Genomic DNA, 22559 nt, shown 5'->3' with positions numbered 1-22559 from the left:
CGCCGTGCATGCCGGTGCTCTCACGATGCACGGCCCCGCTGACAATCTGGCATGAGCGGACGGCCGCGTCGATGCCCCGACGTGAGGTATCGCCAATTGGAGGAGTGGACCATGTCATACCGCAGCATCCTGGCGCCCATCGCGAGCGAGCGACACCTGAAGACGCTTCTGCCCGTGGCGAAATTCCTCGCGGAAAAACACGACGCTCACGTGACCGGTCTGCATGTGATTTCGGAGGTGCCGCTCTACGGCTCCATGGCGGTCGAATTCCCGCAGGAGGTCATCGACAATCAGATGCGCAGCCTGCGCGAGAATGCCAAAGCGCTCGGCGACTCGTTCGTCAAGGCCACGCAAGGCTGGCCGCATCCCGGTGAGTGGCGCTTCGAGGAGACGCGGCGCAACGAAGCGGGCAACGTCATTACCGAGCAGGCGCGCGCGAACGACCTCGTCGTTGTCTGCCAGGGGCCGAGCGACGATTATGACGCCTGGGAGGATTTGGCTCCCCGCGTGGTGCTGGGGTCCGGTCGTCCCGTGCTGGTGGTGCCTTCGGTCGGCTCCTACCCGAGCTTCGGCAAGACGTGCGTGCTGGCCTGGAACGGCAGCCGCGAGGCCTCGCGCGCGGCATTCGACGGACTGGCGATGCTCAAGCGTGCCGAGCGGGTGCATGTGCTCGCGGTCAATCCGCAGGACGAGGCGATGGGAAGCGCCCAGACGGCCGGCGACGCGATCGCACTCACACTGGCGCGCCACGGCTGCAAGGTCGAGGTGCATCGCGAGATGAACACCCGCATCCCGATCGCCGAGGCGCTGCTGTCGCGGACGGCCGATCTCGGGGGCGATCTTCTCGTCATGGGGTGCTATGGCCACTCGAGACTGCGGGAGACGATTTTCGGTGGCGCGACGCGCGAGATCCTGAAATCGATGACCGTGCCCGTCCTCATGTCGCACTGATCGGCGTCGGAGGTCCGTTGCGGCGGTCCGGGTGTCGGTGGCGCGGTCGCGTGTCACGGTGCCCGGATCGCGGTGACTGCGATCGGACGAATTCGGCTCAGACCGGTCACCTCGCCTGCCATAGGGAGATGAAATGAAGAAGATCCGCCTCGAACTCGCCAGGGACCACGACTTTCCGGGCGGCAGTCGCGAGCACGGCTACGAAATGGTCGCGCCAATCGACGACGACGGGCATATCGATGCCGCCGAGTGGCGGCGCAGCCGCGAGAAGTGCCGCGTCGTTCGCTTCTGGGGAGACGCGGATCACGAGATCGGCCACCTCGTGCGCAAGCCGGGCGGCCAGTGGGCCTTCCACTACGACATCCACGGCGACGAGGACGACGACGAGACGGGTCACCGGTTCGACAGTCATTCCTTCCGGATCGGCGATTATGTCTCCATCAAGGAGCACGACGACATCATGCGCACGTTCCGTGTGGTGCGTTCGCTGGACGTCGCACTCTGACGGAGAGGGCGCTCGTCGCGTGCCGGCCGGGTTAGGCGCGCAAGCGCTCGCCCGCGCCCAGAAGCTGGCCGCGCTGGATCGCAACGCCGAGTTCCAGCGATTGGGCGATCCGCTCGGCGCGGTCGATGAAGAGGGCCGCGGCCTCCGGCGGGCACGTTTCGCGCGCGGTCCGGCGGAACAATTCCAACCAGCGATCGAAGTGGGCGGCGGTGATCGCCGGATTGCCAGCGTGCGCCCGCATCGGCGAGCCCCTGTAGCGACCGGTGGCGAGCGTCACCGACGACCAGAACGCGCAGAGCTTTTCGAGATGGGCGTTCCAATCGTCGATCGCGGCGTCGAACACGGGGCCGAGTGCTTCATCCTGGCGGACGCGCGCATAGAATAGGTGGACGAGGTCGCGGATCATCGCCTCGGTGACGCTGGCGCCGTGGCCGGGGGCCGTCAGACGCGGCCCGTCGCGATCGCGGTCCGGGTGATTCGTGCTGTCGGTCGACATGGCTTGCTCCTCGGCTCGCTGGGAGATCCCCGGTGCCTCGCTCGTGCGGCACTTCCGATCCTCCATCCTTGATCTTCGTCAATCTGCGGCCGTTGGCTCCTGCTCGACGCAGATGGCTCGCGAATCCGTATCGCTCAGCGGTTCGTCGAGGAGCATGCAGTGGTGTGGGGTGGCACCAAGCGTCTTTCCGGGGCGAAAATGGCGGCACGTGAAGCAGGCCCCGAACGCCCGTCCGCCGTTACGGCGGATCAGGGTCGACAGGGTCGCGCGCAGGGCCTCGACCAGATCCTCGAGCTTACCGGGCAGTGCTTCGGCCAGATCGTGGGCCAGATCCAGCAACGGGTCGCGCGCGAGGGTTTCGGAGCCCGCCGGCGTCAGGGCGAGGGTGATCGAGCGCTTGTCCCGCGTACTCGGCTGACGGGTGACGTGTCCCTTCTGCTCGAGAGCGATCAGGGTTTGCGAGATCGTGCCGCGCGTGGCCCCGAGGTATTCGGCGAGGGCGGCGGGCGTGCGTGAAAAGCGATTGGCCTGCGCCACGTAGCGCAACGCCTCCCACTGCGCAGGGTTGAGGCCGCCCTTGGCCTCGTTGCTCCGCGAGAGGCGGTCCAGGCGATTGATCAGAGTGGCGGCTTGGAAGGCGTGTTCAAAAGGCATGTGGTAGCGACTCGCTATTTGTATTGACCGCCATCGGCGCCCGTGCCAATTGTAGCGTGTCGCTATCAATAATTCAACGCCCAGGAGTTCTCCATGCTTCGCACGATCCCGATCGCAATCGCGCTCGCTTTGACCGGCCAGTCAGCCACCGCCCACGAGATCACCGCCGCGCCGTCCACCGGCGCACCAGCCGCGTTCGACATCGTGCGTGCCGTGGCGACCACTGACGGGCGCCTCGCCACCTTCATGATGGAGGTGAGCGGAATGGCAGGAGCGCAGAAGCCCGCAGCCACCGGCCAACTCGCAGGCGCCTCGGTCGACGCCTATGTCTGGCCGACCAAGCTCGATCCCTCCGCCGTCGGATTCGCGCCCGGCTCGGGAATCCTCGCGCTCGCCGTCACCGCGCATCCCGATTTCGACGATACGCCCCTCTTCGACGAGAACGGCGATGGGGATCCGGCCAACGACGGGGCGGGCTGGCATTCGCATTGGGTCGTGCTCGAAGGCGATGCAGCCTGCGCGGGCGGGCTCAAGGTGCGGGATGTTTCGCCGGGCCAGGATGTGTTGCCCGCGACCGCGCCGGGTTTGCCGATCGCGCTCGACAGCCCCGGCATGAGCCCGATCATCAAGGGGGCCGTCGTGCGGATCACGGTGCCGGTCATGGGGGCGGAAAATGTGAGCTTCGACGCGGTCGCCGCCAAGCTGCAGGTCAACGGGGAGGTGAAAGCGCCCCTGCTCTGCGTCACCGGTACCTACAAGGTCGCCTCGGGCAACCTTTCCCTACCGGGCATCATCGTCAAGGAGACGAAATAGCAGCGGCGCGCCGGGTGGCCGCCATTGGGCCGCCATGCCGCCGCCCGGCATCGATGGTGCCCCGATCACATGAAACGGACGGCGTAGACCGGCGGCAGTGTGTGGCTCACCATGGTCCACTCCTCGCCGCCGTTCTCACTGACCCAGAGGCCGCCGGTGGTCGAGCCCATGGCGAGGCGCTCACCCTCGTCGTCGAGCGCGAGGGCATGGCGGTAGACCACGTCGTAGGCATGCGCTTGCGGCAGACCGCGCGTCAGAACCTCGAAGGAGCGCCCACCGTCGCGGGTGCGCGATACGACGAGGCGACCGCCGACGGGAATGCGTTTTTCATCCTTGATCTCGGGTACGAACCAGGCCGTGTCGGGATCGCGGGGGTGGACGACGACGGGAAAGCCGAAGGTCGAGGGCTCGACGCCGGTGATCTCCGTGAAGTTGCAGCCCTCGTCCGAGGAGACGAAGATCCCGTTGTGGTGCTGCACCCACATGCGGTGCGGCGCGGCGGGGCACTGGACGAGGCTGTGGACGTCCTGGGCGATCGGATCGTGGGTCAGTTCGGGTGGGACGTGGTCGGCGCGCATGCCGGCGCCGCGCTGCGTCCAGGTGGTGCCATCGTCGGGGCTGTGCCAGAGACCGCCGGTCGAGACCGCGACGGTGAGGCTCGAGCTGTCGCGGGGGTCGACGACGATCGAATGGAGGCCTGGGAGGTCCGCCCCGCCACCCATCCATTTCGTGCGCTTTGGATGGTCCCAGAGCCGGCGGATCATCTCCCAGCTCTCGCCGTCGTTCCGCGAGCGAAAGAGGCCGCCCGGGATGGTGCCGCACCAGAGCACGCCCGGCCGATCGGTCCCACCCTCCTCGAGAGCCCAGACGCGGACCGTCGACCAGGGCAGAGGCCGCCCCCACATGTCGAGTTCCTCGTAACCCTCCGGTTTTGGGGGATAGGCGGGTGTCGACATTTCTTCCCATTTCCCGGGAGCCGTGGAGCGGTGCATTTTCACTCCGAAATGTCCGTGATCGAGCGCCGCGTGACGATAGCCGCTGCGACGGTCGCAAAAGGCGAGCGAGACGTTGTCGCCGAGGAACTCGGCCTCGGCGATCCGCCAGTCGCCGGGCGCCGCGCGTGCGATGGTAAAGAGGCCCTTGCGGGTCGAGACCAGAAGTCCGTCCGACATGTTTTCCTCCAATCAGCCGCCGGAGAGTGCCTGCATGACGAAGATCGAACTGGCGTCCTCGACGGGATCACCGAGTCCGGCGCGGTCGCGGATCAGGACCCCGTCGATGTAGATCGTCATGTGACGACGCAGCGCGCCCTGATCGTCCAGCACGTAGGAGCGAATTCTCGCGTTGGCGGCAAAGACGTTCTCGAGCGCCTCGCGCACGCTTGTGCCTGGCACCGACATCGACGGGCAGTCGACGTGGCGCTGCAGGTTGCGGGTGAATGTCACCGTCGGCATGGGGCACCTGCAGGCTCGAGGACCTCCAATAGCACGGCCCAGCAACGGCCGATAGGCGTCGCCCGTTCAGGTCTTGGTCGAGAGGACGCGGTCGAGGGCGGCGATGAGGCGTTCGACCTCGGCACGTTCGGTGTAGTGCACGAACGAAAGCCGCAGAACGCCCGGCTCCGGGGCAACGCCCATCGCCTCGACGAGGCGTCGCGCGTAGAAATCTCCGGCCCAGCACATCACCTTGTGGCCGGCGAGCGCGCGGGCCGTCTCCTCGGGATCGCCGGGTATCTCTACGGCGACGGTCGGGGCGCGTTCGCTGGCGCGGGTCGGACCCAGCACGCGCACGTCGTTTCGCGCCGAGAGATAGTCGAGGAGCGGCGCGAGCAGGGCCTGCTCATGGGCGCGCATCAGGTCGTGGAGCGCGCGACCGCGTTCGCCCGGGGCGGCGTGCGATCCCGGAAAGTGATGGGCGTGGAGCGTATCGAAGTAGTCCGCGATACCCGCGGCCGCTGCAACCTGGGCGTGATCGGGGCCCGCCGGAACGAGCTTCTTTCGCGCCTCGTCCGCGTTGAAGTAGTGGCTCTGATTGGCGAGAGCTTGCCGCGTTTCGCTCCGCACGACCATCAGGCCCTGGTGCGGACCGTAGGTCTTGTAGAGCGAGAAGAGATAAATGTCCGCGCCGAGGGCGGCTACGTCGGGAAAGCCGTGCGGCGCGTAGGAGACGCCGTCGACGACGGTTCTGGCGCCCGCCGCGCGCGCCATCGCGCAGATCTTGGCGACCGGATTGACGTGCGCGACGATGTTGGAGCAGTGGGGGAAGGCGACGAGCCGCGTCCGCTCGCCGAGGAGGCCGGCCAGGTCCGCCGGATCGAGCTGGCCGGTCGCAGGATCGACCCGCCATTCCCGAACGACGATGCCCGTCTCGGCCAGCCGCCGCCAGGCACCTGTATTGGCCTCGTGATCCTGGTTGGTGACGACGATCTCGTCGCCCGGCTGCATGCCGGCGCGAAAGGCGTGCGCGAGCACATAGGTGTTCTGGCTGGTCGAGGGGCCGAAGTTGACCTCGTCTGGTGTCACGCCGAGGTAGGGTGCGAGACGCGCGTAGGATTCGTCCATCGCCGCGCCCGCCGCCTCGCCCACCGGATAGGGCGCGTAGGGTTGCACCTTGGTCTCGCGATAGAAGCGGTGGAGTCGCTCGACGACCGGTCCGCAGGCATATGAACCGCCGGCGTTCTCGAAGAACGCCCAGCCCGCGAGCGAGGGTTCGGAGAAGGCCGGGAACTGGCGGCGGACGAAAGCGGTATCGAGCGTCGGCATGGCGGGCTCCTTGCGACTGGCGAGAGCGCCAATTAGCAGCAGGAGGCGGTCGCGGGAAGGCCGGCCGCGCCGCAAGGATGGCTCGCGCCCGTTCTCTGAACCGCTTCTTCACCCTGGTATGCGATGGTTCCGCCGTCGGCGGACGGAACCGTGGTTGCTCCCTTGCCGCGGTTCTCCAGCCACCCGATGTGCCAGCCATGACGCCGGCGGCCGCCGGGACTGCCCCGGGCAAACGACGGAGAACGAGCCTTGCGCAAGGAATTCAAGCAGCATCAATGGCTGATCCTCGTGGCGGCGGTGGTGGTATTGGTCGCTGCCGGTTCCATGGTCATGGGAACCGCCGGTGCGATCGAGCCGATCCTCGTCGGCGCGATCCTCTTTGCAATGGGCGTCGGTGCGGCCCTGCTGGCGCTCTTTCACCGGTTCACGGTCGTGGTCGACCGCAAGGAGGTCGCCTGGTTCTTCGGCATCGGTTGGCCGCGCTGGCGCATGCCTCTGGCGGACATCGCGTCGGTAGCGCCTGTGCGCAACCAGTGGTGGTGGGGCTGGGGTATCCGGATCACGCCGCACGGCTGGCTCTTCAATGCGAGCGGCCTCGATGCCGTCGAGATCACCGACCTCAAGGGGCGCAAGCGCCGGCTCGGCACGGACGATCCCAAGGGGCTCGCCGCCGCGATCGAGGCGAGCCGCAAGCTCGCGCCCGGCCGCCGCTGAGATCGTGAGCATCCCGTGGCCGTCGCGGGCTTGCGGCGGCGGTGCGCGGCGCTATTGTCCGGGCCATGTTCACGAGCTTCTTTTTCGAGCTGAAAGCGGCTGGCGTGCCGGTCTCGCTGCGCGAGTACCTGACGCTGCTGGAAGCCATGCGGGCCGACCTCGCCGAAAAGCGCGTCGAGGATTTCTACTATCTCTCGCGCGCCGCCCTGGTGAAGGACGAGCGCCACCTCGACAAGTTCGACCGGGTGTTCGGGCATGCCTTCAAGGGCCTCGAAGCGCTCTCCGATGCGATCGAGACAGGCACCAGCGAGATCCCCGAGGAGTGGCTGCGTTCGCTCGCCGAGCGTTTCCTCAGCGAAGAAGAGAAGGCGCGGATCGAGGCACTCGGCGGCTGGGACAAGATCATGGAGGAGCTGAAGAAGCGCCTCGCCGAGCAGAAGGGGCGTCACCAGGGCGGCTCGAAGTGGATCGGCACCGGTGGCACCAGCCCGTTCGGGGCCGATGGCTACAACCCGGCCGGAATCCGCATCGGCCAGAAGGGTAACCGCAACTTCCGCGCGATCAAGGTCTGGGACAAGCGCGAGTTCCGCGACCTCGACGACACGGTCGAGATCGGCACGCGCAACATCAAGATCGCGCTGCGCCGCTTGCGGCGGTTCGCGCGCGAGGGGGCCGCCGAGGAACTCGACCTCGACGGCACGATCCGTGGCACCGCCTCCAAGGGCTATCTCGACATCCAGATGCGCCCGGAGCGGCACAACACGGTCAAGGTCCTGATGTTCTTCGACATCGGCGGCTCGATGGACTGGCACGTCAAGGGGGTCGAGGAATTGTTCTCCGCCGCCCGGACCGAATTCAAGCACCTCGAATACTACTACTTCCACAATTGTCTCTACGATTTCGTCTGGCGCAGCAATGCGCGCCGCTGGTCGGAACGCGTGCCGACGTTCGACGTGCTGAGGACCTACCCCGCCGACTACAAGGTGATCCTGGTCGGGGATGCCTCGATGAGCCCCCACGAAATCATCCAGCCAGGGGGGGCGGTGGAATACATGAACCGCGAGGCGGGGGCGGTCTGGATGCAGCGGCTCGCGGCGACGTTTCCGCGCCTCGTCTGGCTCAATCCCGTCGGGCGCGACCAGTGGGACTGGACGCAATCGATCCGGATGATCCGCCAGCTCACCGACGAGCGCATGTTTCCCCTGACGCTCGAGGGGCTCGACGGGGCGATGCGCGAGTTGATGCGATAGGACGGCGCGCGCGGTCGCAGCCGGCGCATGGGCTCCTGCCGGCGCCGTGAACTAGGGCGTGATCGGGCGCGCGACACGAAAGCCGCCAGTGCCATTTCGCTCCTGCGGCCCGAGGCCGGTACGATAGGCCGAGCGCATGTTCCATGGGCGGCTCTTCCAGGAGCCACCACGCACGACGCGAGCCGGCGCGTGGCCACCGGTGGTCCAGGCTGCGCCATCGGCGGGTGCGCCGTCGTAGGAGCGGTGCCAGCTGTCTTCTACCCATTCCCAGACGTTGCCATGCATGTCGTGGAGGCCCCAGGCGTTGGGAGAAAAGCTCCCGACCGGGGCGGTGAACCAGTGCCCGTCGGTGCAGGGAACGGGATCGCGCCAGCGCGCGCCATTCTCGCCGCCCGTCCGGTCGGCGCCGTTGCCGTTGCGGCAAAGGTCGCCCGCGTCGTCGCCGAAACCAAAGCGCGTCGCGGAGTCGGCGCGGGCGGCATATTCCCACTCGGCTTCCGAGAGGAGACGGTAATCGTGGCCGGTCAGCTTCTTCAGCCATAGGGTATAGGCCTTGGCATCGCCCCAGCTGACGCAGGTGGCGGGGTCGTCGTCGGTCTGCGGGTATCCGGTGTTGCGGAAGGAACGGCCCTCCGTCCGGCCCCAGGCCGCCGGTGTGTCGCTGTGCGTGAAGCAGCTGTCCTCGACGCGATGGCCGGTCTCGTCGGCGAAGTGCGCGAACTGGCCGCGGGTGACCTCGAACTTCCCGACCGCGAGGGGTCGCGCGATGGTAACCGGATGGCGGACCGTCTCGGATGCGATCCACTGGCGTTTGACGTAGGGGAATTCGCCGAGGATCGCCGTGGTCTCGTGCGGTCCCGCGCCCATCATGAACGTTCCGGCGGGGATCACCACCATTTCCGGGCATTGCGGGCAGTCCCTGAAGCTCGCGCCGGAGCCTGGAACGATGGCGCTTTGCGCCTCTGGAGAGGTGGGCGCTGCCTCGCCGCCGTGCGTGGGCGATGCTGCCAAGGCAAGCACGCAGAGCAGCAGCGGGGCGATGCCAACGAGGCGGACCGTGCCAACGACGCCACGGTCGCAATCGTGTCTTTTCGGTCTGCTTGCCCGCCTCGACATGTCCACGCCCCCGGTTGGTCGTTGCCCTCTAGCGATGGCGCATGATGCCGCGACCGGATCGTCGATTCAAATCCGTGATGGGCACAGTTCCCGAATGTCGACGAAGGCGGTTGGATAGCTGTGGACGGGCGATACAATCCACCGTCGGCGAATCGGATTACCTTGTTCACTCGGGGAAGTTTGTCGCAACGAGGGCACTGCCAGCATGCTGGTTCGACCTCCGGCACCACCAACTTCCTCGTGGTCGGACAGCTCGAGCGGGGGTAGCCATGAGGACACTCAGGCGCAATCGAGCGGTCATCGGCGATCTGGCACTCGTCATTGCGGGGGCTCTGTTGGCAGTCGCGGTTTCGGCGACGGTGGCGAATGCCACCGCTCTCTGGACCGTTTGATCTCGATGCCGCAAGCGGGCGATGGCGTGCCATCGCCCGCCATCGGGGCGGTCGCTCAGTTCGGCATGAGGGACCAGAAGAGCGCATAAAAGCCGATCCAGAAGAGCGCGAGGACGACGAGAACGGATCGCTCGCCGATGCGTGGGCCGGCGATGCGCGCAAAGCCCGCCGCGAGCGCGACGACGAGGGCGAAGCGCAGCAACCGCGCCGGCACGGAGACGGCGACGAAGAGGAGTGGGGCGAGGCCGGTCTCGCCTGCCGCCGTCGCATAGAGTTTATATGGGGTGCCGGAAAAGGCGCCGGCGAGCATGGCCGCGAACCATCCATCGCCCGCCATCGCGGTGCGCACGCCTTCGATCATGGTGCCCGAGATGGCAGGCAGCGCGTCATCGAGGAACGAAAAGACCGGGCCGGCACCGGGACCGACTCCCGGGTGCGCGAGCAACCACATGATAAGGCCACCGAGGGCCGCGCCGAGGGCGGCGGCAAGACCGGCAACGAGGCCCGGTCGCGGGCCGCCGCGCGCCGCCACCGCGCTCACCAGTACATCGGGAACGACGAAGAAGAGGGTTGCCTCCGCCAGCCCCCAGATGAACGCCGCGGCCTTCACTCCCAGGGCTCGAAGTTGCCCTCCGCCGCGAGCGTGCGGAACCGGCGCTCGAGGAGGTCCATGAATTCGTCGGGCCCGCCGCTATCGCGGTAGACGATTGGCTCGCCGACGAAGGCATCGCAGAAGAAGGGCACGAGCAGAAACGACCCCTTCGGCAGCGCCTTGCCGAGGCCATGGAGGAAAACCGGGGTGATCGGAACGTCGGGACGGCTGCGGGCGATGAGTGAAATGCCCTTCTTGAATTCGGCGAGACGCTCGGGATCGCCGCGGCTGCCTTCGGGAAAGAGGATCAGCAACTCACCCCGATCGAGCGCCTCGCGGCAGAGCGCGATGGGGTTGGAGACGATGCCGCCGCGCGCGATCGGCAGGATGCCGAGCAAATCGAGTGCGATGAAGCGCAGCCAGCGGTTGGCTAGGAAATAGTCGGCTGCCGCAACCGGACGCACCTCGGGCAACCGGCCGAGCGGCATCAGGGCCATGAGCGTCAGGGTGTCGAGGTGCGAGTTGTGGTTGGCGACGATGATGCCGGGTCCCCGGGTCGGGAGCAGGTGCCGGCGGCGCATGTTGATGCCGAGGACGAGGAGGATGAGCGGGCGAACGAAGAGGGCAAAGAAGGCGCGCTTGAGTTGCCGGCTTCGCCAGGAGGGGATGCCGCCGGCGGGTGGGTTGGCGGGCGCCGGGGCCGGGTTCCGCGGCCGGCCAGGTCTCGTCTCCTCGTTCGCTTGTCCGCTCGTCATCGCGCTCAACTCACGGGAAGAAGAAAAAGCGATAGGCGTGCGTGAACACTGGTGCTGCGAAGGTCAGGCTGTCGAGGCGGTCGAGCACGCCGCCGTGGCCCGGGATCATGGCGGAGGTGTCCTTGACGCCGAGGTCGCGCTTCAGTGCCGACATGGTGACATCGCCGAGGAAGCCGGCGATTGCGAGCATGGCGCCGGCCGCCGCCGACCAGGCGATCGGCATCGGGGTGAGGAGCGGTCCCGCGATGGCGGCAAGCACCGTTGTCGTCACGAGGCCGCCGAGGAAACCCTCCCAGGTCTTGTTGGGGCTGACAGTCGGCAGGATTTTGCGGCGCCCGAGGCTGCGGCCCCAGACGTATTGCGCGACGTCGTTGGCCTGCGTCATGAAGAGGAGAAAGAAGAGCAGTCCGGCGCCGCCCGCCACCGGGATGACCCGATCGCCCGCGACCAGCAGGAAGCCGAGGTGGCTCAAGGCGAACACCGTCATCATGAGGCCCCAGCTGATCATGCCGACCGAGCGCAGGAAGCCCTGCGTTTCGCCCCTGAGGACGAGAGCCATGGTGATGAAAAGATAAGCCCAGACGGGAACGAACACGATGAACAGCTCGTAGTTCTCATGGTAGGCGAAGGTGAGCTGAATGGGTATGGTCAGATAGACCCAGAGGAGCGTCGCGCGTTCGACGCGACGCGTCGGGATCAGGGAAAGATATTCCTTGAGCGCGAGGAAGATAACCAAGCCGATCGCCACGATGGCCGCAAGGCGGCCAGCCAGCACCACGAGCGTGAAGAGGCCCACCATCAGCCACCAGGAGCGGACCCGCTGGCGCAACTCGCTCGCCGGCAGCGAGGCGGGCCGGCCCCGCTCGAGCCAGAGGGTGGCAAAGCTCGCTGCAACGAGCACGCAGTAGACTGCCGCGAGCGCCCAGAACGCGGGCGGGGCAAGGCCGAGAATTCGCTCTCCCGTCATCTTCCCTCCCCTGCGTCCGTGGCTCGTTTCACCCCGCCTCTGCTCGCGGCGCCGGCCGCAGCCGCCGCGCGTGCCCGATTGATGACGGTTGCGAGGGCGAGAAGGGCCATCAATCCCAGCGGCCAGGCGAGCCATGTTCCGTCCGCCAGGCCGAAGCCGGCGACGAGCGCGAGGGCGCCGAAGGCAAGCGCGCGGTCCGATTTGCCGAGCGGGCCATCGTAGCGCCGTACGCCACCGAGCGCTTGCGCCAGAATGCCCATCGTCTCGCCCGTCAGCCCGAGGGCGACAATGGCGACGACCAGCGGACCATGGAAAGCCGCGACCAGCGCAAGCGGCAGATAGAGTGCGGCATCGCTGATGAGGTCGCCGAGTTCGTTGAGCACGGCGCCCGACGCCGAGGCCTGGCCGTGCTCACGGGCCAGCATTCCGTCGATGGCATTGAGCGCCATGCGGGCAAGGAGGCTCGCCGGCAGGAGGAGGAGTGGCCAAGGGTTCGCGGGCTGCAACAGGATCCAAGCGCCGTGCGCGAGCGAGAGGAGGGCGGCCGCGAGCGTGACCGCGTTCGCTGTCACCCCGGCCCCGGCGAGGCGGCGCACGAGCGGGCGAAGGAGCGCCTGGAAGCGCGGCTTGATGTCGTAGAGGGTGGCCATGACGACAAATTAGGCGGGAGCGGTGAAGAATTGGTGGCCGGCTGTGCCTTGCCGTGCGGCTGCCGCGTTCCCCTGCCAGCCTGTCGATGCGCCGAGGGCAAACGGGCATTTCACGAATCAGTGCCATCATGCTCGGCGGTGGAGACGGCCCGGGCGAGCCGCCCGTTGGAGGTGACGGTATGTCGAGAGCGATCCTTTCGTTGCTGGTGGTGATTGCATTCACCGTTCCGGGGCGCGCCGACCCGTCACCGGCCGCGCCGCGCGGCGACTTCGGGCGCATCGTTCTCTCCGATCGCCAATCGGTGGCCGGCGCCGTGTCGCTCGAGGCCAATATCGGCGCATACAACAACGAGCTGATCTCGAGTTACGGGCCACAGACCAGCTTCGTGCGGCTCGGGCGCGCGGTCGGCCGGCTCGACGTGCTGACGGATGCGGGGGTCTTTCCCTGCACAGCGTTCATCGTTTCGGAACGCTATCTGCTGACCAACCACCACTGCGTGCCCGGCATCGTCGATATTCCCGGTGCCAATGCCAAGCGGATCGACGCGGTGCAGTTCGTCGCGGGCTACACGGTCGAGGGCGTGACGGACGGCGCCAAGGCCTACACCGTCAGCCCCATTCCGGTCGAAACCGACCGCACCCTCGACTATTCCCTCCTCGAAGTGTTCGGCAATCCGAGCGCCGAGTATGGTCTCATCGGTCTCAGCGCGCCCGATCCGCTGCCGGAAAGCTATGCGCTCTGGATCATCGGGCATCCCTTGAAGGGCGCGCAGCGGATCAGCCGCGAACAGTGCAAGAGCGGGGCTCCGGCGATCGCGGACGGCAAGCTGCGCCATACCTGCGACACGCTGCCCGGCAATTCCGGCTCGCCGGTCATCGATCCCGAAACGCGCACGGCGGTTGCCCTCCATCACGCCGGCTCGCAGCGCGACAGCATCAACTTTGCCATCCCGCTCTCGCGCATCATGCGCCATTCGACCATCATCAGCGGCCTCGTCGAGGAACACCGCAAGGCATCGGGGGCATCGGGGGCGCCGGCTGCCACGCCACCCGCCCCGGCCGGCACGGCAGGGAACTCGCGGTCGGTCGACGCGATCACCGTCTGGGAGAGCCTCAAGGAGAGCCGCAGCCGCGCTGCGCTCGAGCGCTTCGTGCGCGACTATCCCGATACCGTCCAGGCGGCCCTCGCGAGCGAGCGTCTCGCCACGCTCGAGGCGGGCGGCGCGGGTGGTCAGGTCGCCAGCGCTCCAGCCACGAGCGGTACCACGGCGCCCCCAGCCGCGAATGCCGCCCCCCCGGCCTCCGCGCCCCGGGCACTTGCCGGGCGCTACACGTCCAGCGGGCGCAATCCCGACGGCTCGCGCTACACCGGCACCGCCGTGATCACGGAGAACGGCGGACTTGTGAGGATTACGTGGTATATCGCGAATGATGTGTTTCGTGGTACCGGGCGGTGGCGGAACGACCAACTCGTCGTCGATTGGGGGGCCGCAACGCCGGTGATCTATGATCTCGGCCCCGATGGAGTGCTTCGCGGCACCTATGCCGGCGGGGCGGCATCGGATGTGCTTCGGCCGCGCTGATCGGGGCTGTCACCTGCCGTCGCGTCGGCAGCATACCGCCGGTGTGTCCGGCACGCGAGGATCTTGAACGTGCAACTGATCTACTTCGCCGATCCTATGTGCTCCTGGTGCTGGGGGTTTTCGCCGGTCTTCGAGGAGCTTTCGGCGCTGGTTTCGGGGCGGGCGCGGGTCCGCTACGTCATGGGAGGCCTCAGGGCCGGCAGCACGCAGCCAATGGACGAGGCCCAGAAGCGCTACATCGCCGGCCACTGGCAGCACGTGCATGAGCGTACGGGCCAGCCCTTCAATCACGCGTTCTTCGACCGCGACGACTTTGTCTATGACACGGAGCCCGCCTGCCGCGCGGTGGTCACGGTGCGCGGGCTGCGACCGGACCTCCAGGGGGCGATGCTGAAGGCGCTCCATCGCGCCTTCTACATGGAAAACCTCGATCTTACGGATGCCGAGGTCCTGGCTGGCGCCGCCGGCTCGCTCGAAATCGACAGGGCGAGCTTTCTCGATGCCTTCGAGATGGAGGCGACGCACGATGCCACGCAGATCGATTTCGCGATCACGCAGCAGACCGGCATCCAGGGCTTTCCGACCGTGCTGCTCGGGCGGCCGGGCGCGCCGTTCGAGGTGGTGACGAGCGGCTACTGCGACCGCGCCCAGGCCAAAAGCCGGGCGCTCGCCATTCTCGAGCAGTTCAGCGCTTGAGGCGCGTCGGCCAGCCGCCCGACCGTGGGCGTGCGTGACCTCTCGTCAGATGTGGCCGAGGCTCTTCAGACTGGCATGGCCGTTGCGGCCGATGATGATGTGGTCGTGTACGGTGATGCCGATCGTCTGGGCCGCCTCGATGATCCGCTGCGTCATTTCGATGTCGGCGCGCGAAGGCTTGGGATCGCCGGAAGGGTGGTTGTGGACGAGGATGATCGCGGTCGCCGAGAGCTCGAGTGCGCGCCGCACCACCTCGCGAACATACACCGGCGTGTGATCGACGGTGCCGCGCTGCTGGACCTCGTCACAGATCACCTGGTTTTTCTTGTCGAGGAAAATGATCGAGAACTGTTCGTGGGTGTCGTAGGCCATCGCCGCGTGACAATAATCGAGCACACTCTGCCAGGACGCCAGCACCGGCCGGCGACGGGCCTCCAAGCGGGCCATGCGCAAGCCTGCGGCACGCACGATCTTCAGCTCGAGCGCGATCGTCTCGCCGACCCCCTCGACTTCGCAGAGCAGATTCGCGGGGGCGCTCAGCACCTCGGCAAGGGAGCCGAAACGCGCGATGAGCCGCTTGGCGATGGGTTTGGTGTCCTGGCGCGGAATGATCCGAAAGAGCAGCAGCTCGAGCAACTCGTAGTCGGCGAACGCGTCGGCACCGGCTTGCCGAAAACGGTGGCGCAGGCGCTCGCGGTGACCGGCGTGAAGGGGGGGCTCCTTGGTGGCGGCGCGTTCGGCGGTGGGCGACGGGGAGACCTCCGCGACGAGGCCAAGCTCCTTTTGCACCTCCTCGCGCATGGCGATGCTTCAACGATAGGGAGGCCGATGAAGACCGGCTGGTGAAACCGTGAAGATTTCGCAGCCGGTTTCGGTCACGCCGACCGTGTGCTCGAACTGGGCCGAAAGCGAACGGTCGCGTGTCACCGCCGTCCAGCCGTCGGCGAGAAACTTCACCTGCGGCCGGCCCAGATTGATCATCGGCTCGATGGTGAAGAGCATGCCGGGCTTCAGCACAGGGCCTTCGCCGCCGGTGCCGTAGTGCAGGATGTTGGGGCGATCGTGGAAGACGCGCCCGAGGCCGTGGCCGCAGAAATCACGCACCACACTGCAGCGCTGCTGCTCGGCATAGCGCTGAATGGCCTCGCCGATGTGGCCGGTGGTGTTGCCGGGTTTGACCGCCTCGATGCCCAGCATGAGGCACTCGTAGGTGACCTCCATCAACCGTTCGCTGCGTCGCGATACTTCGCCGACCGCATACATCCGGCTGGTGTCGCCGTGCCAGCCGTCGACGATCAGGGTGACGTCGATGTTGATGATGTCGCCCTCCTTCAACGGTTTGGGCGACGGGATGCCATGGCAGACGACGTGGTTGACGGAGGTGCAGCAGGAGCGCTTGTAGCCGCGGTAGTTCATGGTCGCGGGGACCGCACCATGTTCCAGGGCGAAGGCGACGATGAGATCGTCGATGTTATCGGTCGAGACGCCCGGGCGGATGTGCTCGACGAGCATGTCGAGTGCCGCCGCTGCCAGACGACCGGCCTTGCGCATGCCTTCGAAGGCAGCGGCGTCGTGGAGCAGGATGCCGCCCTCCGTCGCGCGCATGCTGCTGGTTTGCGTGGCTGTCATCGCCCGTGCCTCCGGCGTCGTGGCAGCGTCCACCGGCACCCCGCCGACCCGGGCGGGCGTCTCCGGGCCGGACCCGTTCTCGTTTCACCCTAGAGGTAGGGCCAATCGCGACCGCTGGCAACCGGGCAACGAGCCGGCGTTGATATCAGCCGGTCGGACAGATGATCGGGACTGGGCGGGCGACCACGATCGCTTCGGGCGAGACATCGCAGGCGTAGGCCAGCGCTTCGACGCCTGCTTGCGCGACCCGTGCGAACTCGCGCGCATAGGTCGGATCGATATCACCGGCCAGCGCCATACGATCGCAATCGCCGCGTTGGATGAGAAAGACCATCACGGCGCGATGGCCGGCCGCGACCATGTCGGCGAGTTCCCCGAGGTGCTTGGCACCGCGCTCGGTGACGCTGTCGGGAAACTCGGCGATGCCCCTTTCCCGCAAGAGGTGGACATTCTTGACCTCGACGTAAGTCAGCGCGCCGTTCTCTGCCTCGAGGAGAAGATCGATCCGGCTGTTCACGCCGTAGCGCTGCTCGCGTCGTATCGCCGTTGCGCCCGCCAGCTCGGTGATCGTTCCGGTGGTGATCGCTTCCTCGACGAGGCGATTGGGGTGGCCGGTGTTGATGCCGACGTGGACCGGCCGGCGCCCGGCAAGCTCCACCAGTTCCCAGGTATGGCGGTATTTGCGTGTCGCGCTGTCGGAAACCGAGAGCCAGACGGCGAGCCCCGGCTCCTTTAGGCCGAGCATGGACCCGGTATTGGGCACGCTTGCCGTCACCACCTCGCCGCTGTCGAGTTCCACATCGGCGAGGAAGCGTTTATATCGTTTGATGAGCGTGCCACGCACGAGGGGTGTTTCGAACCGCATGCCGTGCTTATGGCCGGCCGGATCGCCCTCGGCAAGGGCATGCACCGCCCGGCTTCTGTGGCGAGTGGGGGGCTTCTGCCATGAGCGACATCGTGACCGCCGCCCTCCTCGTGATCGGCGATGAAATCCTCTCCGGTCGCACCAAGGACAAGAACATCGGCCACGTGGCCGAGGTGCTCAACGAGGCGGGGATCCGGCTCGAAGAAGTGCGGGTCGTCGCCGATGTCGCCGAACGGATCATCGCGGCCGTCGATGCGCTTCGCGGCAGCTACGACTACGTCTTCACCACCGGCGGCATCGGGCCGACCCACGACGACATCACGGCCGATGCCATCGCACGGGCGTTCAACCTCGCGATCGACGTGGATCCGCGCGCGCTCGCGCTCATGCAACCCTACTATGAAGCCCGGGGCATGGAGCTGACCGAGGCACGATTGCGGATGGCGCGCATTCCGGCCGGGGCCGAACTCATCGACAATCCGGTCTCGATCGCACCCGGTTTCATGGTCGCGAACGTCATCGTCTTGGCGGGCGTTCCCAACATCATGCAGGCGATGCTGGCGGGTGTCGTTCCGCGCTTGCGCAAGGGGCGGCCGATGCGCTCGCTCACGCTCGACGTGCGCCACCCCGAGAGCGCCGTGGCGGCTCCCCTGCGGGAAACCCAGTCGCACTTTCCCGATGTTCCGATGGGCAGCTACCCCTACGTCGACGACGGTCGGTATTGCACCAATCTGGTTCTGCGCTCACCCGACCCGGAGCGCCTCTGCGATGCGGCCGCAGCCCTCAAGCGACGCCTTGCCGCAATGGGTATCTGCCCGTCGAACGAGAGTTGATTCGCTGCCGGGTGCGCGGATCGACAGGCCGGGATAGGGGGTGGCGAGCATGGCGGCGAAACCTGGCCCGAAGCGGCGCACGGCATCCGCCTCGCCATCGCGTCGCTCCGACTATGTGCCCGCGCCCATCGACACGTCGGGCGTGACACTGCGTCCGGCGCTCGCCGAACTCACCGAACGGCTTGCCGAGAGCACACACGACAATTGGGCGGCACAGCGCATTTCGGAGGGCTGGCGCTACGGCCCGCGCCGTGACGATGCCGCCAAGACCCATCCCGGGCTCGTCGCCTACGCGGATCTCACCGAAAGCGAAAAGGACTACGATCGGCGCACGGCGCTCGAGACATTGAAGGCGATTCAAGCCCTGGGGTTCCGGATCGTGCGCGCGCCGCAGCGTCGCGCGTGACCCTGCGGCGTCGGGGCGCGGCGCTTGCGAGGTTGGGCGCCGCACTCGATGCCGGGTCCGCATTGCAGTGCGAGCAAACACCATACCCCGCACCGGACGCCACATCTCACACGCGATGTGTCGCCCAGTGGTCAGGTCGTTATGTGCAGTCAATTGATTTCGATACTTCGACGCCTGCGAACAAGTGAGCCCGACGTACTCGTCAGAGCATACCAAGAACAATCGCAGCGATGAAACCCATCGAGAGGAGCGCAGCTATGGTCGCGAGCTTGACTTCAAGTTGCATGATCTGTGCCTCCTGGGATGTGCCGGCTTCGACGTCGGTCTTGGCCAGAAGCGTACGAATTTCTGCAACAGTTGCAAGAAAATCCTTCGCTGCGCTGCAGCGCAAAGGGTGTTGCGGTGCGGCAACCATCGGTGGAATCGATGAAAGCTCCGTACGCGACCTGTGGGTGGATGCGGCGTTGCGAACGGTGCCATCCAGCCATGCAACGGCGTCGTGGCTTTGGCGCCGGGCGTCGCAGCCGGCACAGCAGCGAAGCCGGCGTGCGGCTAGAAGACTGCCCAGCCACGATTGATCGACGGGGACGGAGGAAACGACATGGGCCTGCGGGTCGGCTTCATCGGACTGGGTAACGTCGGCTCCAAGCTGGCCGGCAGTCTCCTGCGCAACGGGGTGGATCTGACTGTCCGCGACCTCGAGCGCAAGGCGGCGGAGCCGTTGCTCACAAAGGGGGCCAAGTGGGGCGAAAGCCCGCGCGCGATGATGCAGGCCTGCGACGTCGTCATCACGTGCCTGCCATCCCCGGCGGCCTCGGCAGCCGTCGTCGAAGGGGCCGACGGCCTCATCGAGGGCATGGGGCCGGGCAAGGTCTGGATGGAGATGTCCACCACCGACGAAGCGGAAATCCGCCGGCTCGCGGCGCTGGTCGCAAAGACCGGTGGCGAGGCCGCCGAGTGCCCGGTCTCGGGCGGCTGTCACCGGGCCGCGACCGGCAACATCTCGATCTTTGTCGGTAGCCCTCGTGCCACATTCGAGCGGCTCATGCCGCTGCTGACCATACTCGGGCGGCGTGTGCTGCACACGGGCGAAATCGGCTCGGCCTCGATCCTCAAGGTCATGACCAACTACCTGGCAACCGCCAATCTCCTGACGCTCTGCGAGGCGCTCACCGTCATGAAGGCGGCCGGGCTCGATCTCAACACCACTTACGAAGCGATCAAGATTTCGTCCGGCAACTCCTTCGTGCACGAGACGGAAAGCCAGATGATCCTCAACGGCTGCCGAGACATCGATTTCACGATGGACCTCGTGCTCAAGGACATCGGGCTGTTCCAGACGATCGCCGACCGCAACCGGGTGCCGCTCGAGATCAGCCCGCTGATGATTTCCATCTTCAAGGACGCATCGGCCCGCTACGGCGTCCGAGCCAACTCGGACGACGTCATTCGCCGGTTGGAAGAGGCGACAGGTCTTTCCATCCTGGCGCCCGGTTTTCCCGCCGAGATGGTCGACGACGAACCGGAAGAGCCGGGTTACGAGGTGGTCCCGCCTGGCCGGGCGCAAGCGGCGGAGTGAGGTTGCGGCGCCGAGGCGTGAAGCGGGCGCCGCACGTATCGCTCGTGTGGCCGGGCGGCGGAATGATCGCTCCATCCCGCCGACCGCGATCGTCCGACTTCAGTAGGCCGGGCTCGGAACCGGGCCAACGGGTCCGGTCGGGCCGGAGCGCTCGGCACCGCCTTCGCGGCCCGGGTCACGCCGTTCATTGTCGGCGGTCGGCTCGGTGAAGCGTGCGCCCGCGCGCCGCTCGGCCATGAACTGGTCGAATTCCACCTTGTCCTTGGCCCGGCGCAGGCGCTCGAGGAAGCCCGTGAACTCGCGCTGCTCCTCTTCGAGGCGGCGCAATGTGTCGTCGCGATATTCATCGAACGCCGCATTTCCGCTCGAGCCCGAAAAGCTCATCGCCCGCTCGGCGCGCCGACCCCAGCCCCTGAACCTGCCACAACCTGCCTTGCCCATTCTTCCGCTCCAGATCATGTAGCCGAGGATCGCAAGTCCAATCGGCCAGAAAACGATGAAACCGATCACCATCAAGGTGATCCACGCTGGGCGACCCCACTCGTCCAGCTTGTCGACGATGCCGTTCATCCTCCACTTCTCCTGCTACGGTGCGAATGTAAATGTAATTCACATACACATAGATTGTGAGGTCGTCGCGCGCTGTCAAGAGGGACTCGCATAGGTCGTTCCTGACGGTCCGCGCCGGGCGAGCAATGCTCGGCCGGCAAGCGGTCGGGCGAACGGACAACGCGCCGACCGATGATTTCCGTCGCTCCGCGCCGGAAATTGACCTTCGTCAAGGCATGGCCGACGCGATGCGCCAGATTGAGCGCGATGGAGGGCGAGATGAGCATCAGGCGTTCCGGGACCGACGTCGAAGGGGGACCACGCCTCGAGCGCGCGCTGACGTTGCCGCTCGTCGTGCTCTACGGCCTCGGGGTTACGATCGGCGCCGGCATCTATGTTCTGATCGGGGCGACCGCCGCACGCGCCGGGCTCTATGCGCCGATCTCGTTCGTCGTCGCGGCCCTCGCCATGCTGCTGTCGGCGGCCTCTTTCGCCGAGCTGTCAGGGCGGCATCCTGTCAGCGCGGGGGAGGCGGCGTACGTACGGGCGGGGTTCGGCTCGCGGCGCCTTTCGCTGCTCGTCGGGCTCGCGGTGGTGACTGTCGGGTGCGTTTCGGCGGCGGCCATCGCGCTGGGGTCGGTCGGCTATATCGCCGAGATCACGGATTTGCCCCATACTGTCCTGGTGCTGCTGGTGATCCTCGCCATGGGCTTGATCGCCTCGGTTGGCATCCTCGAGTCGGTCGCCTTCGCCGGCTTCTTGACGCTGCTCGAAGTGGCCGGACTGCTCTTCATCATCGCCGGTGGCATCTGGGGCGGGACGCGGCCGGAGGTCGGTTTGGAGCAGTTGCTGGCGCCGCCGTTCGAGGCTGCTGTCTGGTCCGGCATCCTGGGCGCGGGTCTCCTTGCCTTCTTTGCATTCATCGGCTTCGAGGATTTGGTGAACATCGCCGAGGAGGTCGAGCGCCCCGAGCGCACGATGCCGCTCGCCATCTTCCTGACGCTCGGCATTTCGACGGTTCTCTACGTGTTGGTCGTGACGATCGCGGTGCTCGCGGTCGCACCCGACGACCTCGCCGCGACACCGGCGCCGCTCAGCCTGGTCTTCGAGCGGACCACCGGTTTGCCGCCGCTGGTCATCACCTCGATCGCGATCGTCGCCACGCTCAACGGCGTGATCGTCCAGATGATCATGGCATCGCGCGTGATCTACGGCCTTGCGGACCAGGCGAGCCTGCCCTCCGCACTCGCCAAGGTCCATGCCCGCACGCGTACACCGCTGAGGGCGACGGCGCTCATTGTCGCCGTCATCCTGGCTCTCGCGCTCCTCTTTCCCCTGGAGCGGCTCGCCGAGGTGACCTCCTCGATCACGCTGATGATCTTCACCCTGGTCAATCTCTCGCTCGTGCTCATCAAGCAGCGCGGGGAGCCCGCACCTGCCGGCACGATGGTGGTTCCGGGGTGGGTGCCGCCACTCGGTGCGCTGGTTGCGCTTGCCCTCCTGGTGGCGGGTTGGTTCGCCTGACGCGGCAGAGTGGGCCGGAGCCCGCACATTTGCAGTTCGGAATGGTTGCCGCGTTCCCACTCGCCAGACGGTGTTCGCCAGTTTATGCCAGCCCGGCGCCCTGCGAGGCGCGGATGGCATGGGGGCGCGCGTGACGGTGGACGTTTTCCTCTCCTTGGCGGTGCTCTTTCCGGGCGTCGTCGCGGTGGCGGCCGGCGTGCGTGCAACTATCGTGCTGATGTCCGGCACGGCGAGCCGACTGCTCGCCGATCCGCACCGCGACCGTCTCGCCTGGTCGA

Annotated in this window: 26 protein-coding genes; 11 read left to right on the top strand and 15 right to left on the bottom strand. The window is 66.9% G+C overall.

The window, feature by feature from the left end:
• Positions 1-51: 51 nt before the first annotated feature.
• Both GC150_15725 and GC150_15720 read left to right on the top strand, forming a co-directional pair.
• Entirely contained in the window at positions 52-951 is a 900-nt protein-coding gene (locus GC150_15725) for a universal stress protein (protein ID MBI1386356.1), read from the top strand.
• A 133-nt stretch (positions 952-1084) separates the two neighbouring features.
• Positions 1085-1456: a hypothetical protein gene (locus tag GC150_15720; protein ID MBI1386355.1), complete on the top strand. Its 372-nt coding sequence runs from the start codon at positions 1085-1087 to the stop codon at positions 1454-1456.
• Between the two features lie 31 nt (positions 1457-1487).
• Here GC150_15720 and GC150_15715 read toward each other — a convergent pair whose 3' ends face one another.
• Together GC150_15715 and GC150_15710 are read right to left on the bottom strand one after the other, a co-directional pair.
• Entirely contained in the window at positions 1488-1952 is a 465-nt protein-coding gene (locus GC150_15715; GenBank protein MBI1386354.1) for a preprotein translocase subunit TatC, read from the bottom strand.
• 78 nt (positions 1953-2030) lie between these two features.
• The gene (locus GC150_15710; GenBank protein MBI1386353.1) at positions 2031-2606 is read right to left on the bottom strand and encodes a MarR family transcriptional regulator; all 576 of its coding nucleotides are present in this window, start codon (positions 2604-2606) and stop codon (positions 2031-2033) included.
• A gap of 93 nt (positions 2607-2699) precedes the next feature.
• Here GC150_15710 and GC150_15705 point away from each other — a divergent pair, with 93 nt between their 5' ends.
• Entirely contained in the window at positions 2700-3419 is a 720-nt protein-coding gene (locus GC150_15705; protein MBI1386352.1) for a hypothetical protein, read from the top strand.
• Between the two features lie 65 nt (positions 3420-3484).
• Here GC150_15705 and GC150_15700 read toward each other — a convergent pair whose 3' ends face one another.
• The 3 genes from GC150_15700 to GC150_15690 all read right to left on the bottom strand — a co-directional run bounded on the left by GC150_15700 (position 3485) and on the right by GC150_15690 (position 6181).
• Positions 3485-4591 (bottom strand): exo-alpha-sialidase, encoded by a 1107-nt coding sequence (locus GC150_15700; protein MBI1386351.1) that lies wholly within the window; start codon positions 4589-4591, stop codon positions 3485-3487.
• Between the two features lie 12 nt (positions 4592-4603).
• Positions 4604-4873 (bottom strand): MoaD/ThiS family protein, encoded by a 270-nt coding sequence (locus GC150_15695; GenBank protein ID MBI1386350.1) that lies wholly within the window; start codon positions 4871-4873, stop codon positions 4604-4606.
• 66 nt (positions 4874-4939) lie between these two features.
• A complete protein-coding gene (locus GC150_15690) occupies positions 4940-6181 on the bottom strand; it encodes an aminotransferase class V-fold PLP-dependent enzyme (protein MBI1386349.1) in 1242 nt (413 codons plus the stop codon).
• A gap of 249 nt (positions 6182-6430) precedes the next feature.
• On the opposite strand from GC150_15690, the gene GC150_15685 reads away from it, so the two are divergent.
• Positions 6431-6895, top strand: coding sequence for a hypothetical protein (locus GC150_15685; GenBank protein ID MBI1386348.1), 465 nt, complete (start codon positions 6431-6433; stop codon positions 6893-6895).
• 65 nt (positions 6896-6960) lie between these two features.
• The gene (locus GC150_15680; protein MBI1386347.1) at positions 6961-8145 is read left to right on the top strand and encodes a VWA domain-containing protein; all 1185 of its coding nucleotides are present in this window, start codon (positions 6961-6963) and stop codon (positions 8143-8145) included.
• Positions 8146-8196: 51 nt separating this feature from the next.
• Here the strand turns inward: GC150_15680 and GC150_15675 are convergent, their stop codons facing one another.
• From GC150_15675 to GC150_15655, 5 genes are all read right to left on the bottom strand, one after another.
• On the bottom strand, positions 8197-9261 hold the full coding sequence (locus GC150_15675) for an SUMF1/EgtB/PvdO family nonheme iron enzyme (protein ID MBI1386346.1): 1065 nt from the start codon (positions 9259-9261) through the stop codon (positions 8197-8199).
• A 447-nt stretch (positions 9262-9708) separates the two neighbouring features.
• Entirely contained in the window at positions 9709-10263 is a 555-nt protein-coding gene (locus tag GC150_15670) for a hypothetical protein (GenBank protein MBI1386345.1), read from the bottom strand.
• Positions 10260-11000 carry a 1-acyl-sn-glycerol-3-phosphate acyltransferase gene (locus GC150_15665; GenBank protein ID MBI1386344.1) on the bottom strand — a complete coding sequence of 247 codons (741 nt, stop codon included), beginning with the start codon at positions 10998-11000 and terminating at the stop codon, positions 10260-10262. The genes GC150_15670 and GC150_15665 overlap by 4 nt, the downstream gene beginning before the upstream one ends.
• 10 nt (positions 11001-11010) lie before the next feature.
• Complete coding sequence (locus tag GC150_15660) at positions 11011-11967, bottom strand: phosphatidate cytidylyltransferase (protein ID MBI1386343.1); 957 nt, start codon at positions 11965-11967, stop codon at positions 11011-11013.
• Positions 11964-12617, bottom strand: a complete 654-nt coding sequence (locus GC150_15655; GenBank protein MBI1386342.1) for a CDP-alcohol phosphatidyltransferase family protein — start codon at positions 12615-12617, stop codon at positions 11964-11966. Before GC150_15655 ends, GC150_15660 begins: the two co-directional genes overlap by 4 nt.
• An 86-nt stretch (positions 12618-12703) precedes the next feature.
• Here GC150_15655 and GC150_15650 point away from each other — a divergent pair, with 86 nt between their 5' ends.
• Entirely contained in the window at positions 12704-14200 is a 1497-nt protein-coding gene (locus GC150_15650) for a trypsin-like serine protease (protein MBI1386341.1), read from the top strand.
• Between the two features lie 96 nt (positions 14201-14296).
• Positions 14297-14896, top strand: a complete 600-nt coding sequence (locus tag GC150_15645; GenBank protein MBI1386340.1) for a DsbA family protein — start codon at positions 14297-14299, stop codon at positions 14894-14896.
• 45 nt (positions 14897-14941) lie between these two features.
• Here GC150_15645 and radC read toward each other — a convergent pair whose 3' ends face one another.
• The 3 genes from radC to sfsA all read right to left on the bottom strand — a co-directional run bounded on the left by radC (position 14942) and on the right by sfsA (position 17390).
• On the bottom strand, positions 14942-15697 hold the full coding sequence (gene radC / locus GC150_15640; protein ID MBI1386339.1) for a DNA repair protein RadC: 756 nt from the start codon (positions 15695-15697) through the stop codon (positions 14942-14944).
• Between the two features lie 9 nt (positions 15698-15706).
• Complete coding sequence (map, locus tag GC150_15635; GenBank protein ID MBI1386338.1) at positions 15707-16525, bottom strand: type I methionyl aminopeptidase; 819 nt, start codon at positions 16523-16525, stop codon at positions 15707-15709.
• A gap of 145 nt (positions 16526-16670) precedes the next feature.
• On the bottom strand, positions 16671-17390 hold the full coding sequence (gene sfsA, locus GC150_15630; protein ID MBI1386337.1) for a DNA/RNA nuclease SfsA: 720 nt from the start codon (positions 17388-17390) through the stop codon (positions 16671-16673).
• Between the two features lie 80 nt (positions 17391-17470).
• Between sfsA and GC150_15625 the strand changes: the two genes are divergently transcribed.
• Entirely contained in the window at positions 17471-18223 is a 753-nt protein-coding gene (locus tag GC150_15625) for a competence/damage-inducible protein A (protein MBI1386336.1), read from the top strand.
• A 49-nt stretch (positions 18224-18272) separates the two neighbouring features.
• Positions 18273-18629 carry a Ryanodine receptor Ryr gene (locus tag GC150_15620; protein MBI1386335.1) on the top strand — a complete coding sequence of 119 codons (357 nt, stop codon included), beginning with the start codon at positions 18273-18275 and terminating at the stop codon, positions 18627-18629.
• A gap of 202 nt (positions 18630-18831) precedes the next feature.
• On the opposite strand, the gene GC150_15615 is transcribed toward GC150_15620, so the two are convergent.
• Positions 18832-19044, bottom strand: coding sequence for a hypothetical protein (locus tag GC150_15615; GenBank protein ID MBI1386334.1), 213 nt, complete (start codon positions 19042-19044; stop codon positions 18832-18834).
• Between the two features lie 192 nt (positions 19045-19236).
• On the opposite strand from GC150_15615, the gene GC150_15610 reads away from it, so the two are divergent.
• Positions 19237-20208 (top strand): NAD-binding protein, encoded by a 972-nt coding sequence (locus tag GC150_15610; GenBank protein MBI1386333.1) that lies wholly within the window; start codon positions 19237-19239, stop codon positions 20206-20208.
• 99 nt (positions 20209-20307) lie between these two features.
• Here the strand turns inward: GC150_15610 and GC150_15605 are convergent, their stop codons facing one another.
• Positions 20308-20778 (bottom strand): DUF2852 domain-containing protein, encoded by a 471-nt coding sequence (locus GC150_15605; GenBank protein MBI1386332.1) that lies wholly within the window; start codon positions 20776-20778, stop codon positions 20308-20310.
• A gap of 258 nt (positions 20779-21036) precedes the next feature.
• Here GC150_15605 and GC150_15600 point away from each other — a divergent pair, with 258 nt between their 5' ends.
• Positions 21037-22281 (top strand): amino acid permease, encoded by a 1245-nt coding sequence (locus GC150_15600; GenBank protein ID MBI1386331.1) that lies wholly within the window; start codon positions 21037-21039, stop codon positions 22279-22281.
• Positions 22282-22559: the final 278 nt, after the last annotated feature.

The organism is Hyphomicrobiales bacterium (assembly GCA_016125495.1).
Taxonomy (GTDB): domain Bacteria; phylum Pseudomonadota; class Alphaproteobacteria; order Rhizobiales; family RI-29; genus RI-29.
This window is presented reverse-complemented; position numbering and strand designations above follow the sequence as displayed.